Source organism: Streptomyces sp. NBC_01474, assembly GCF_035918215.1.
GTDB classification, from domain to species: Bacteria; Actinomycetota; Actinomycetes; order Streptomycetales; family Streptomycetaceae; genus Streptomyces; species Streptomyces aureus.
Window position 1 is genome coordinate 7,510,522 of record NZ_CP109449.1, and the last position, 12,913, is coordinate 7,523,434.

Below are 12,913 nucleotides of genomic sequence, written 5' to 3' on the forward strand. Positions count from 1 at the left end.
CGGCCCGTTTTCGGTGGCATGTCCCTACCCGGGCGTCGTCCGGAGGGTTCGACCCCGTACTCTCGTCCTTCGTGAGTACGCGCACGGCACAGGCGGCCCCCAGAGGGCGACGGGGGGATGTGGTGTGCGTCGTGCGGGATCTCGTGCGGACGTATCCCGCCACCCGCGGGCGTCGCGGAGCGCCCGGGAGCGCTGCGATCCGGGCCACCGACGGGGTGTCCCTCGAGATCCGGCGCGGGGAGATCTTCGGGCTGCTCGGGCCCAACGGCGCCGGCAAGTCCACCCTCGTACGGCAGCTGACCGGGCTGATGCGGCCCGACAGCGGGAGCGTCGGGATTCTTGGGCACGACATCGTGCGCTATCCGGAGCGGGCCTCGCGGATTCTGGCGTATCTGGGGCAGGAGTCGAGCGCTCTGGACGAGTTGACCGTGTCGCTCGCCGCCGAGACCACCGGGCGGCTGCGGGGACTCGATCTGCGTACGGCCCGGGCCGAGCGGGACGCCGTGGTGGAGGAACTGGGGCTCGGGGCGATTGCGTCGCGGCCCCTGAAGAAGCTTTCCGGTGGGCAGCGGCGGCTTGCCTGCTTCGCTGCTGCTCTCGTGGGGGAGCGGCCGTTGTTGGTGCTTGATGAGCCGACCACGGGGATGGATCCTGTCGCCCGTCGTGCCGTCTGGGCCGCTGTCGACCGGCGGCGGGCCGAGAGCGGCGCCACCGTTGTGCTGGTCACCCATAACGTCATCGAGGCCGAGACCGTGCTCGATCGCGTCGCCGTGCTCGACCGCGGGCGCGTGATCGCCTGCGACACCCCGGCCGGCCTGAAGGAGAAGGTCGCCGGCGAGGTGCGCGTCGAGCTCGTGTGGCGGGAGCGGGCGCCCCTGGACGTGCCCGCCGTCGCCGCGCTGCGCGCCTCCGCCGTCGAGTCGGGGCGCCGCTGGTCGCTGCGGCTCGGCCCGGACGAGGCGCGGGCCGCCGTCGCCGCCGTCACGGGCGGCCCCGCGTTCGCCGCACTGGACGATTTCTCCCTGACCACGCCGAGCCTGGAAGATGTGTACCTGGCGCTCGGCGGCGAGGCCAAGGGGTTGGTGAAGTCGTGAACGCGGCGGCCCCCGTACCCGACGGAACAGTCACGACAGGAGTCGCGCACCGTGAGTGTCGTACCCGCTGAAGTCCTTCAGGGCGGCGCCCGGGCGGGCGCGAGCGGGCTGAGCGCCGAGGGTGACGCCGTCGGCGAGCTCGCCCCGAGGGCCCGGCTGCTGCCGTCGCTCGCTGCCGTGTACCGCGCGCAGCTCTCGCGGGCGCGCGTCGCCAGGATCCCTCTGCTCTTCGTCGCCACCTTCCAGTCCGTCGGCATCATGATTCTGATGCGGGGCGTGGTGGACGGCGGCCGGGAGGCGCAGGCTGTTGTCGCCGGGGCGAGTGTTCTGGTTGTCGCTTTTGTCGCTCTTAATCTGCTCGCGCAGTATTTCGGACAGCTGCGGGCCGCCGGCGGGCTCGATCACTACGCGACGCTGCCTGTGCCGCCCGCCGCCGTGGTGCTGGGCGCCGCCGGCGCGTACGCCTCCTTCACCGTGCCCGGGACCGTGGTCACCGCCGTCGTCGGCTGTGTGATGTTCCAGCTTCCGCTCGCGCACCTGTGGGTACTCGCCGCCGTCATCCCGCTCGCCGGTGCCGCGCTCTCCGGGCTCGGCGCCGCGCTCGGGCTGCTCGCCCCGCGGCCCGAACTGGCCACACTTCTCGGCCAGTTGGGCATGTCCGCGGCACTCCTGCTCGGCGTCCTGCCGGCCGACCGCATGCCGGACATCATCCAGTACGCGCGCGATCTACTGCCGTCGACGTACGGCGTCGAAGCCTTCGCCCGCACCTTCGGGGCGCATCCGGACTGGGGCGTCGTGCTCCTCGATCTGGGGGTCTGCGCGGGTGTCGGCGTCGCCTCGCTGGCCCTCGCCACCTGGGCGTACCGCCGGGCAGCCGTCCGGTGACGCGCGTGTCGCAGAGGCCTGGCACGATGGCAGTGTGACCGCACCGCTGACGCCGCGACCCCAGCAACCCCAGCACGACCCCTGGCAGGCCTCCGGGCCCGCGGGTGCTGTGCCGTCTCACGCTCACGAGCACCAGGAGGACGGGCCAGGGATGAGGACCGAGTTGCGGGAGGCCACCGTCGTCACGGTCGCGCTGGCCGTGTGCGGGCTGCTTCTGGGCGCGCTGTGGATGTGGCTCGCGCCGCAGGTGCCGCTCATCGCGGACGCCCAGGCCGTCTACCTCAAGGACACCGAGGGTGAGCAGGCCGTCGGCGTCGACGGAACGTTCACGCTGCTGGGCCTCGCGTTCGGCGTCGTCAGCGCCGTCGCCGTGTTCCTGTGGCGCAAGCGCGGCGGCGTACCGCTCGTCGTCGCCCTGGCCGTCGGCGGACTTCTCGGCGGGCTCCTCGCCTGGCGGTTCGGGATCTGGCTCGGCCCCACGCAGGACGTGGCGGCCCACGCCAAGGAGGTCGGCAAGGGCGTCACGTTCGACGCGCCGCTCGAACTCAAGGCGAAGGGCGCGCTCCTCGCCTGGCCGCTCGCCGCGATGATCGTCCACCTCGGCCTGACCGGCCTGTTCGGGCCCCGCGATCCCGACCCGTACTTCGATACCCACTACCCGCAGGACGCCCCTCCGGCGCCCTGAGGGCGGCGCTCAGGCGGGCCTGCGCCCGTGATTGGCCTTGTGCTTCCTGATCCGCCACTTCCGCTTGCGCGTCCTCTTCGACATGTCCTCGGTACTTAGCCGAGGACATGTCGTGCGTCGAGAGGTGGCGGCGATTCCGGTCGGGGTCAGGTGCGGCCGATGGGGGCCAGCACCGCTGACGTGAGCGTCGCCAGGTCCGTGGGGGCCAGCTCCACCTCCAGGCCGCGGCGGCCCGCCGAGACGCAGATCGTGTCGTGCGCCCGCGCCGAGTCGTCCAGGACCGTACGCAGCTTCTTGCGCTGGCCCAGCGGGGAGATGCCGCCCCGTACATAGCCCGTGGTGCGCTCCGCCGCCGCCGGATCGGCCATCGCGGCCCGCTTGCCGCCGACGGCCGTCGCCAGGGCCTTCAGGTCGAGCTGGCCCGCCACCGGCACGACGGCGACGGTCAGCTCGCCGTCCACGTCGGCGACGAGCGTCTTGAACACCCGGTCGGGGGAGACGCCCATCGCCTCCGCCGCCTCGTCCCCGTACGAGGGATGGGCGGGGTCGTGCTCGTACGCGTGCGTCGTGAAGGGCGTACCCGCGGCGCTGAGCGCCACGGTCGCGGGCGTCCCCCCGGATTGCTGCTTCTTGGACTTCTTCGCCAACGTCCTCATGCCTTACGTCAGTCGGGACCGGCCGCGTCAGTTGAGGCTGGTCGCCTGCCGGGTCAGGTCGCCGGCCGGCAAGGACGGCAGATTACGGATGATCGCCGTCTCGGCGCGAAGGAGTTTCAGCTCGTCGCGCAGGCGCGACGCCGTGTCCGGGGCCTGGAGGAGGCGCTGCTTGGTCGGCACGTCGAGGACGGCGGCCGCGGCCACCAGGTACGACACGACGGACGGGTCGTCCGGCAGGTCGGCGCCCGTCGCCAGGGAGCGTTCACGGGCGCCCGCGAGCCGCTTCTGGTAGGAGCGGAAGGCGCGCAGTACCCCTTCGGCGAGGGCGCCCGCCTCGTCGCCGGACTCCTCGGGCAGCTCCTCGACCTCGGCGGTCAGATAGGCGCCCGACGCGTCGACCGAGTGGATCTTCACGCGGGTCGTGCCGGTGGCGAGCACCTCGAAGCTGCCGTCGGCGCGCTCCCGGATCGTCGCGGCGTCAGCGATGCAGCCCACGCCGTGCAGGGCCTTGATCGGGTCGTCGCCGAAGCCGGCCGCGGGGCCCGCCTCGGCGGCGGTCTTCGCCGCCTGGTCCGGCATGCCGGGGGCGCTGGGCGCGACCTCGTGGCCGTCGCGGATCGCCACGACGGCGAACCGGCGCGGCTCGTCGGAGTCGGCGGGGTCGCCGGAGGCCTCGGAACCCCCGGAGGAGGTCTTCAGCAGGTCGCGCATCATGGCGCGATAGCGCTCCTCGAACACGTTCAGCGGGAGCACGAGTCCCGGGAACAGCACCGAGTTGAGCGGAAAGAGCGGAAGCCGGACGGTGGTCACGACGGTCAAGCCTAATGGGAGCCGGAGGCGAGGGATCCGCGACCGGTCCCGCGATCGCCGAGCGGCCGGGCCGCGGCCACCTCGATCCGTACGCCGTCACGCAGTTCCAGGAACTGCCCGAGCGGGTCGTCCGAGATCCGGTCCCAGGGGAACGACGACGCGTACGGGCCGGTCAGACGCAGTTGTTCCAGGGCGTCGGACCAGCGTTCCAGGCGGACCAGGACGTACGTGAGGAGGTTGCGGACCTCGGCGGGCCAGGGGTCGTCGGCGGCGTACTCGTGAGACAGGGCGATCGCCAGGTCGGCGGCCTCGTCCAGGCGCTCGCGGGGCACCTTCGCGGCCGGTCCCGGCCCCTCCTCGCTCGTCAGGTACGCGAACGCGGCCCGCACCGGCAGCGCCTGCACCAGGGACCCCGGCAGGGCGTCCTGGGCCGCGCGCTCGGCGAAGTCGAAGCACTCGCGATGCGAGCCGTACCAGGCGGCCGACAGGTACTGGAGCGCCGACACATGGCAGCCGTAGTGGTGCGGGGAGCGCCTTATGGCCTCGGCCCAGAGCCTCTCGAAGACGGTGTGCGAGGCGTTCGTGCCGCGCGCGTGGTCGAGGGCGACCCGCCAGGGCACCGGGTCACCGGGGTCGCCCTCGGCGGCGGCGGTGATCAGCGGCGTCACCTCGCGCAGCAGCTCGGCGCGGGCCGGGGACTCCCAGCCGCGCGCGACCTCGAGCTCGGCCTTGACGAGGAGGGCGTCCGGGTCGTGGGGCGCCGCGAAGCGCCAGTCGTCGAACCATTCGCCGCGGGATCTGGCGAAGGCGGCGAGCCGGGTGACGTAGCGGTCCCGGTTCTCCCACTCGCCGGCCTCGCGGGTGGCGGCGAGCAGCTTGGCGGCCGCCTCGTACTCGCCCCGGCCCGCGGCGACGAGCGCGGGCGCGAGGCGTTCGTCGGGGACGTCCAGGAGGACGTCGTCGTCGGCGGGCAGCCCGGCCGCGAGACCCGAGGTGTGGCGGACCATCCGCGCGGTGCGGATGAGGGCGCGCAGCAGTGCCAAGGTGTGGACCCCGCTCCCCGTCGCTCGGTTGATGGTTGCGCTGGGATGACGGCTGAAATGAGCCCATGGTTGCCCGTGGTCCGGCAAAAAATGCGAGGGTGCCCGGTCAGTTTCTGCGGAGCAGCCGGGTGGCACCCGCGGCGACCGTCGTGGCGAGGATCCAGCCGAGCAGGATCAGCACGGTCGCGGCCCACTGCCAGCCGCCCTGGAGCTGCCAGTAGCCGTCCTGCCCCAGGTCGATGACCGGCAGGATGAGATCGAGCGAGAACAGGGCCGGACTCCAGTGCGGTGCCTCACCCGGTTTGATGGCCGGATGTGACGCGTGGGAGAAGGCCAGCGTGCTCGCCGCCCACAGCACGGCCATCCACACCGCGGCCCGCCCGGGCCGGTACCCGTAGGCGACCGTCCAGTCCTGGATGTACCCCCAGATCTTCGCGGCCGGCGGCAGCGTCTCGCGGCGGCGGCGCTGCTTGGCGAGCAGCACCTCCCGCGCGTCGGCGTCCTCGCCGCTGTTGCGCAGCACGGTCGCGAGCTTCTCGTACGGCTCCGGGCTGTACTCCGGCGTCGCGGCCGACAGCCACTCGAGGCGCCGCGACAGCGGGAACGGGCCGGAGGGGATGAGGTTCTCGTACGTGAAGCCGCCCACGCGCAGACCGCCGGGGCCCGGCCAGCTCGCCGCCCTGTCGATCAGGTTGACGACCTTCGCGCCGGACAGGACGATCCGCCCGCGCTGCGGCCGCTCGCACAGGAAGCGCAGCTCGGGCGTCTGGATGCGGCGCAGCGACACCTCCTGGTCGTTCTCCAGGTGGAAGCGCGCCTGGTCGAGGTCGACGGCGTCGCCGAACCGGCCGTCGTCGAGCCGCACCCCGCCCTGGCACTCGAAGCGCTGCACACGGGTGCCGCGGGCCGGTGTCGTGCCGCTGGTCTGGAGCGGATTGCCGACGCCGGCGGGGGTCAGGTAGAGGGAGCGCTCGACCGTGAGCTGCGGCGCGTTGAGCGCGCGGCTCCCGTACGCGTTGGAGAGCCGGCTGCCGCGCAGGCTGAGCGAGACGCCGATCTGGGCACCGCGCAGGCTGAGCTCCCCGTGCGTCTCCAGCATCTCGGCCTGGAGGTCCTGTCCGACGGACATGCCGTCCGCCATGATCGACTTGCCGCGCCGGTCGCGGTACACGACGGCCTGGTTGAGCAGCAGGTCCGTGCCGATGTGCGCGTCGGTGAGGCGTACACCGCTGTGGAAGCGGCAGCGCGGCAGATGCAGATCGCCCTCCGTGTGGACGCGGGCGGCCTCCAGGCGCGGGATCGAGCAGTCGACCAGGCGCAGGGTGGTGAACCGGGCCTCGGGAACCAGGATCTCCTTCTCGAAGCGGCACCGCGTCAGCTCGACGTACGGCACGACGCCGCCGCCCGAGACGTCGAGCGCGTCGGTGATCTGTACGCCCTTGAGCTTGAGTGACGCGACACGCCCGGACAGCGCGGGCGGCCCGTCGAGCAGCAGCCAGGCCACGATCCGCGCCCGCACACTGCGGCCGGGCCCCCAGGCCTGTCCGCCGTGCGGGTCGTCCACGTCCGGATCGCCCGAGCTCAGGTCGTAGACACTGCCGTTGCGGAAGGCCTGCCACATGCCGATCTCGGTACCCGTGAGACCGTCCGGCGGGTCACCGATGCCCGTACCGTCGACCACGACTTGTCTTCCTCCCCGTAAGCCCCCGGATCCTCACGGAGCCCCGCACGTCCCGGTTCGGCTCCGCTACTCGTGGGTTTAGTACAACTGTTCATGCCCGCTGAGTGACGGCCTGAACGCTACTGGTGAAGGTCTTCGTCCGGTCTTGCACGAAGATCCGTATCAGCCATTGATACGGACGTCGGGCGCTGATGTGGCGTCTGCGAGAATTGAGCACGTGCTGCAATTTCTGCCGATGGCCCGAATCGATCTGCGCGGCGACGCCCTCCCCGAGGGCCCCGCACTGCGCGACCTGCTGCCCCGAGCCGACTTCGACGTTCAGGCCGCCCTCGAAAAGGTGCGCCCGATCTGCGAGGCCGTGCATCATCGTGGCGACGCGGCACTGATCGACTACGCGGAGCAGTTCGACGGGGTGAAGCTGGAATCCGTACGGGTTCCCGCCAAGGCCCTCCAGGACGCCCTGGAGCAGCTGGACCCCGCCGTCCGCGCGGCCCTGGAGGAGTCGATCCGCCGGGCCCGCATCGTCCACCGCGAGCAGCGCCGCACCACCCACACCACGCAGGTCGTCCCCGGCGGCTCGGTCACCGAGAAGTGGGTGCCCGTCGAGCGCGTCGGCCTGTACGCGCCGGGCGGCCGCTCGGTCTACCCGTCCTCCGTGATCATGAACGTGGTGCCCGCGCAGGAGGCCGGGGTCGAGTCGATCGCCCTCGCCTCGCCGGCCCAGGCCGAGTTCGGTGGCCTTCCGCACCCGACGATCCTGGCCGCGTGCGCGCTGCTCGGCGTCGACGAGGTGTACGCCGCGGGCGGCGCCACGGCCGTCGCGATGTTCGCGTACGGCACCGAGTCCTGCGCCCCGGCGAACATGGTCACGGGCCCCGGAAACATCTGGGTCGCCGCGGCCAAGCGCTACTTCACCGGCCTCATCGGCATCGACGCCGAGGCGGGCCCGACCGAGATCGCGGTCCTCGCGGACGCCACCGCCGACCCGGCGCACGTCGCGTCCGACCTGATCAGCCAGGCCGAGCACGACCCGCTCGCCGCCGCCGTCCTCGTCACCGACTCGGCGGAGCTCGCGGACGCCGTCGAGAAGGAGCTGGAGCCGCAGGTCGCGGCCACCAAGCACATCGACGACCGGATCGTCCCCGCCCTTCGCGGCAGGCAGTCCGCGATCGTCCTGGTCGACGGGGTCGACGAGGGCCTGCGCGTCGTCGACGCGTACGGCGCCGAGCACCTGGAGATCCAGACCGCCGACGCCGCCGCGGTCGCCCAGCGCGTGAAGAACGCCGGCGCGATCTTCGTCGGCCCCTGGGCGCCGGTCTCCCTCGGCGACTACGCCGCGGGCTCCAACCACGTGCTGCCCACCGGCGGCTGCGCCTGCCACTCGTCCGGTCTGTCCGTCCAGTCCTTCCTGCGCGGCATCCACATCGTCGACTACACGCGCGACGCCCTCGCCGATGTCGCCCACCACGTGGTCACGCTCGCCGAGGCGGAGGACCTGCCCGCGCACGGCGCGGCGATCAAGGCAAGGTTCGAATGGAAGGTTCCCGGCCAGTGACCGGTATCGACGATCTGCCCGTGCGGGACGAGCTGCGCGGCAAGTCCCCGTACGGTGCCCCCCAGCTCGACGTACCCGTACGCCTGAACACGAACGAGAACCCCTACCCGCTGCCCGATCCGCTCGTCGAGCGGATCGCGGAGCGCGTACGCGAGGCCGCCCGCGACCTCAACCGCTACCCCGACCGGGACGCGGTCCAGCTGCGCACCGAGCTCGCCGGCTATCTCACGCGCACCGGCGGCCACCACGTCGGCATCGAGAACGTCTGGGCCGCCAACGGCTCGAACGAGGTCATCCAGCAGCTCCTGCAGACCTTCGGCGGCCCCGGCCGCAGCGCCATCGGCTTCGAGCCCTCGTACTCGATGCACGCCCTCATCGCGCGCGGCACCGGCACCGGCTGGATCTCCGGACCGCGCAGCGCGGACTTCACCATCGACGTGGAAGCGTCCGTGAAGGCCATCGCCGAGAACCGCCCGGACGTCGTCTTCATCACGACGCCCAACAACCCCACGGGCAGCGCGGTCCCGCCCGAGACGGTCCTCGCCCTGTACGAGGCCGCGCAGGCCGCCAAGCCGTCCATGGTCGTCGTCGACGAGGCCTACATCGAGTTCAGCCACGGGAAGTCCCTTCTCCCGCTGCTCGAAGGCCGGCCGAACCTCGTCATCTCGCGCACGATGTCGAAGGCGTTCGGCGCGGCGGGCCTGCGCCTCGGCTACATGGCCGCCGCCCCCGCCGTCGTCGACGCGGTCCAGCTGGTGCGCCTGCCGTACCACCTGTCGGCCGTCACCCAGGCCACGGCCCTCGCCGCCCTGGAGCACACCGACACGCTCCTCGGTTACGTCGAGCAGCTGAAGGACGAACGCGACCGCCTGGTGACCGAGTTGCGGGCGGCCGGCTACGAAGTGACCGACTCGGACGCCAACTTCGTGCAGTTCGGCCGCTTCGAAGGCGAAGGCGCCGCGCACGCGGTGTGGCAGAAGATCCTCGACCGGGGCGTCCTGGTCCGGGACAACAACGTACCCGGGTGGCTGCGGGTCTCCACGGGCACCCCGGACGAGAACGACGCGTTCCTCGATGCGGTACGCGCAATCAAGAAGGAGCGGAACGCATGAGTCGCGTAGGCAGGGTGGAGCGCACCACCAAGGAGACCTCGGTCCTCGTCGAGATCGACCTCGACGGCACCGGCAAGGTCGAAGTCTCCACGGGCGTGGGCTTCTACGACCACATGCTCGACCAGCTCGGCCGCCACGGCCTCTTCGACCTCACGGTCAAGACCGAGGGCGACCTGCACATCGACACGCACCACACCATCGAGGACACCGCCCTCGCGCTCGGCGCCGCCTTCAAGCAGGCGCTCGGCGACAAGGTCGGCATCTACCGCTTCGGCAACTGCACCGTCCCGCTGGACGAGTCGCTCGCCCAGGTCACGGTCGACCTCTCCGGCCGCCCCTACCTGGTGCACACCGAGCCCGAGAACATGGCCCCCATGATCGGCTCCTACGACACGACGATGACCCGGCACATCCTGGAGTCGTTCGTCGCACAGGCCCAGATCGCGCTGCACGTCCACGTCCCGTACGGGCGCAACGCGCACCACATCGTGGAGTGCCAGTTCAAGGCGCTGGCCCGCGCGCTGCGGTACGCGTCCGAGCGCGACCCGCGTGCCGCGGGCATCCTTCCGTCCACGAAGGGCGCCCTGTAAAGCCATGAACGGCCTCAACACCATTCTCATCCTCGTCGGTCTCTTCCTGATCGGCGGCGTGATCTCCTTCGTCAAGCAGGGCTTGCCCAAGAGCCTGATCGCGCTGCTCTCCGTCGCCGCGGCCATGTGTCTGGTCGCCGGTGTCCTGCGGCTCGACTACTGGAACTGAGGGGCAGGGAGCAGCCAGCCATGACTTCAGCCAAGCCCGCCGGCACAGCCGGCAAGAAGGTCGTCGTCTTCGACTACGGGTTCGGCAACGTCCGGTCCGCCGAGCGTGCCCTGGCCCGCGCGGGCGCGGACGTCGAGATCACCCGCGACTTCGACACCGCACTCAACGCCGACGGTCTCCTCGTCCCCGGCGTCGGCGCCTTCGCCGCCTGCATGAAGGGCCTCAAGGAAGCGCGAGGCGACTGGATCATCGACCGCCGCCTGGCCGGCGGCCGCCCCGTGATGGGCATCTGCGTCGGCATGCAGATCCTCTTCGCGCGCGGCATCGAGCACGGCGTCGAGGCCGAGGGCCTCGACGAGTGGCCGGGCACGGTGGAGCCCCTCAAGGCCGAGATCGTCCCGCACATGGGCTGGAACACGGTCCGCCCGCCGCAGGACTCCGAGCTCTTCGCCGGTCTCGACAGCGACGCCCGCTTCTACTTCGTGCACTCCTACGCCGTGCAGCAGTGGGACTTCGAGGTCGGCAACGTCCACATGCGCCCGCCGAAGGTCACCTGGTCCACGCACGGCGAGCCGTTCATCGCCGCCGTCGAGAACGGCGCACTGTGGGCGACGCAGTTCCACCCCGAGAAGTCCGGCGACGCCGGCGCCCAGCTCCTCACGAATTGGATCGGAACCCTCTGATGTCCCGCACGCTCGAACTCCTCCCCGCCGTCGACGTCCGCGACGGCCAGGCCGTACGTCTCGTGCACGGCGAGTCCGGCACCGAGACCTCCTACGGTTCCCCGCTCGAGGCCGCCCTTGCGTGGCAGCGCTCCGGCGCCGAGTGGCTGCACCTCGTGGACCTGGACGCCGCGTTCGGCACGGGCGACAACCGCGCCCTGATCGCCGAGGTCGCGCGGGCCATGGACATCAAGGTGGAGCTGTCCGGCGGCATCCGCGACGACGACACGCTCGCCGCCGCGCTCGCCACCGGCTGTACCCGCGTCAACCTCGGCACCGCCGCCCTGGAGACCCCCGAGTGGGTCGCCAAGGTCATCGCCGAGCACGGCGACCAGATCGCGGTGGGCCTCGACGTGCGCGGCACCACGCTGCGCGGCCGCGGCTGGACCCGCGACGGCGGCGACCTCTACGAGACGCTCGCGCGCCTCGACTCCGAGGGCTGCGCCCGCTACGTCGTCACCGACATCGCCAAGGACGGCACGCTGCAGGGCCCGAACCTGGAGCTCCTGCGCAACGTGTGCGCCGTGACCGACCGGCCCGTCGTCGCCTCCGGCGGCGTCTCGTCGCTCGACGACCTGCGCGCCATCTCCGAGCTCGTCCCGCTGGGCGTCGAGGGCTCGATCGTCGGCAAGGCGCTGTACGCGAAGGCCTTCACACTGGAAGAGGCCCTCGCCGCGGTGGCGTCATGAGCGACGACGTACGCAGGATCGGCTCGGACGGGCCGTGGGAGGAGGCCGTGGGCTACTCGCGCGCGGTCGAACTGCCCAACGGCCTTGTCCTGGTGTCCGGTTGTACGTCCGTCGTCAACGGCGTCATCGACGCGGGAACGCCGTACGAGCAGACGCTCAACGCGTTCCAGGCCGCGTTCGACGCTCTCAAGACCCTGGGGCTCGGGAGCGAGCATGTGGTGCGCACCCGTATGTACATCACCCATGCGCGGGATGTGGACGACGTGGGCCGGGCCCACAAGGAGCTGTTCGACGCCGTCCGCCCCGCCGCATCCATGATCATCGTCTCCGGCTTCATCGACCCGAGCCTGGTCGTCGAGGTCGAGGTGGAGGCGTACCGAGGAGACACACCGTCATGACGCTGGCCGTACGGGTCATCCCCTGCCTGGACGTGGACAACGGCCGGGTCGTCAAGGGCGTCAACTTCCAGAACCTGCGCGACGCGGGCGACCCCGTCGAGATGGCGAAGGTGTACGACGCCGAGGGCGCCGACGAGCTGACGTTCCTCGACATCACGGCGTCCTCCGGCAACCGCGAGACGACCTACGACGTGGTGCGCCGCACCGCCGAACAGGTCTTCATCCCGCTCACCGTCGGCGGCGGCGTCCGCACGGCGGACGACGTGGACAAGCTGCTGCGGGCCGGCGCGGACAAGGTGGGCGTGAACACGGCCGCCATCGCCCGCCCCGAGCTGATCCGCGAGATCGCCGAGCGGTTCGGCCGCCAGGTGCTCGTCCTGTCGGTCGACGCGCGCCGCACGCCGTCCGGCACGTTCGAGGTGACGACGCACGGTGGCCGCAAGTCCGCCGGGATCGACGCCGTCGAGTGGGCGCACGAGGCCGCCGAGCTCGGCGCGGGCGAGATCCTGCTCAACTCGATGGACGCCGACGGCACGAAGGACGGCTACGACATCGAGATGATCGCGGCCGTCCGCAAGCACGTCACGGTGCCGGTGATCGCGTCCGGCGGCGCGGGACGCCTGGAGCACTTCCCGCCCGCGATCGCGGCGGGTGCCGACGCGGTGCTCGCCGCGTCCGTCTTCCACTTCGGCGATCTGCGGATCGGCGAGGTCAAGGAGACGCTGCGCGAGGCGGGTCACCCCGTCCGCTGACGCCGGGAGCGCACGCTCGGCCCCGGTCGCCCTCAGGGTGGCCGGGGCCTTTTCTCTGCCCGATGCGCAGGA

Annotated in this window: 15 protein-coding genes; 11 read left to right on the forward strand and 4 right to left on the reverse strand. The window is 71.7% G+C overall.

Annotated elements, in window-relative coordinates; translation table 11 throughout:
- Positions 1 to 71 precede the first annotated feature (71 nt).
- From OG758_RS34185 to OG758_RS34195, 3 genes are read left to right on the forward strand one after another with little or no spacing between them, the layout of a single operon-like run.
- Entirely contained in the window at positions 72 to 1,094 is a 1,023-nt protein-coding gene (locus tag OG758_RS34185; protein WP_206301911.1) for an ABC transporter ATP-binding protein, read from the forward strand.
- A gap of 51 nt (positions 1,095 to 1,145) precedes the next feature.
- Entirely contained in the window at positions 1,146 to 1,979 is an 834-nt protein-coding gene (locus OG758_RS34190; protein ID WP_326713444.1) for an ABC transporter permease, read from the forward strand.
- Positions 1,980 to 2,013: 34 nt separating this feature from the next.
- Complete coding sequence (locus tag OG758_RS34195) at positions 2,014 to 2,664, forward strand: AAA family ATPase (RefSeq protein WP_442810369.1); 651 nt, start codon at positions 2,014 to 2,016, stop codon at positions 2,662 to 2,664.
- A 146-nt stretch (positions 2,665 to 2,810) separates the two neighbouring features.
- Here OG758_RS34195 and ybaK read toward each other — a convergent pair whose 3' ends face one another.
- From ybaK to OG758_RS34215, 4 genes are all read right to left on the reverse strand, one after another.
- A complete protein-coding gene (ybaK, locus tag OG758_RS34200; RefSeq protein ID WP_326716131.1) occupies positions 2,811 to 3,311 on the reverse strand; it encodes a Cys-tRNA(Pro) deacylase in 501 nt (166 codons plus the stop codon).
- 36 nt (positions 3,312 to 3,347) lie between these two features.
- A complete protein-coding gene (locus OG758_RS34205; protein WP_326713446.1) occupies positions 3,348 to 4,130 on the reverse strand; it encodes an LON peptidase substrate-binding domain-containing protein in 783 nt (260 codons plus the stop codon).
- Between the two features lie 11 nt (positions 4,131 to 4,141).
- Positions 4,142 to 5,137, reverse strand: a complete 996-nt coding sequence (locus OG758_RS34210; RefSeq protein WP_326716132.1) for a hypothetical protein — start codon at positions 5,135 to 5,137, stop codon at positions 4,142 to 4,144.
- A gap of 142 nt (positions 5,138 to 5,279) precedes the next feature.
- Positions 5,280 to 6,854: an oxidoreductase gene (locus OG758_RS34215; protein ID WP_326713447.1), complete on the reverse strand. Its 1,575-nt coding sequence runs from the start codon at positions 6,852 to 6,854 to the stop codon at positions 5,280 to 5,282.
- A gap of 235 nt (positions 6,855 to 7,089) precedes the next feature.
- On the opposite strand from OG758_RS34215, the gene hisD reads away from it, so the two are divergent.
- The 8 genes from hisD to hisF are packed head-to-tail and all read left to right on the forward strand — an operon-like array spanning position 7,090 to position 12,841.
- Complete coding sequence (gene hisD, locus OG758_RS34220; protein ID WP_326713448.1) at positions 7,090 to 8,409, forward strand: histidinol dehydrogenase; 1,320 nt, start codon at positions 7,090 to 7,092, stop codon at positions 8,407 to 8,409.
- Entirely contained in the window at positions 8,388 to 9,521 is a 1,134-nt protein-coding gene (locus OG758_RS34225; protein WP_326713449.1) for a histidinol-phosphate transaminase, read from the forward strand. Before hisD ends, OG758_RS34225 begins: the two co-directional genes overlap by 22 nt.
- Positions 9,518 to 10,111: an imidazoleglycerol-phosphate dehydratase HisB gene (hisB, locus tag OG758_RS34230; RefSeq protein ID WP_100592249.1), complete on the forward strand. Its 594-nt coding sequence runs from the start codon at positions 9,518 to 9,520 to the stop codon at positions 10,109 to 10,111. Before OG758_RS34225 ends, hisB begins: the two co-directional genes overlap by 4 nt.
- 4 nt (positions 10,112 to 10,115) lie before the next feature.
- Entirely contained in the window at positions 10,116 to 10,280 is a 165-nt protein-coding gene (locus tag OG758_RS34235) for a hypothetical protein (RefSeq protein ID WP_326713450.1), read from the forward strand.
- 20 nt (positions 10,281 to 10,300) lie between these two features.
- Positions 10,301 to 10,963 (forward strand): imidazole glycerol phosphate synthase subunit HisH, encoded by a 663-nt coding sequence (hisH, locus tag OG758_RS34240; RefSeq protein WP_326713451.1) that lies wholly within the window; start codon positions 10,301 to 10,303, stop codon positions 10,961 to 10,963.
- Positions 10,963 to 11,691 (forward strand): bifunctional 1-(5-phosphoribosyl)-5-((5-phosphoribosylamino)methylideneamino)imidazole-4-carboxamide isomerase/phosphoribosylanthranilate isomerase PriA, encoded by a 729-nt coding sequence (gene priA / locus OG758_RS34245; RefSeq protein WP_326713452.1) that lies wholly within the window; start codon positions 10,963 to 10,965, stop codon positions 11,689 to 11,691. Before hisH ends, priA begins: the two co-directional genes overlap by 1 nt.
- The gene (locus OG758_RS34250) at positions 11,688 to 12,089 is read left to right on the forward strand and encodes a RidA family protein (protein ID WP_326713453.1); all 402 of its coding nucleotides are present in this window, start codon (positions 11,688 to 11,690) and stop codon (positions 12,087 to 12,089) included. Before priA ends, OG758_RS34250 begins: the two co-directional genes overlap by 4 nt.
- Entirely contained in the window at positions 12,086 to 12,841 is a 756-nt protein-coding gene (gene hisF, locus OG758_RS34255) for an imidazole glycerol phosphate synthase subunit HisF (protein WP_100592253.1), read from the forward strand. The genes OG758_RS34250 and hisF overlap by 4 nt, the downstream gene beginning before the upstream one ends.
- Positions 12,842 to 12,913 lie beyond the last annotated feature (72 nt).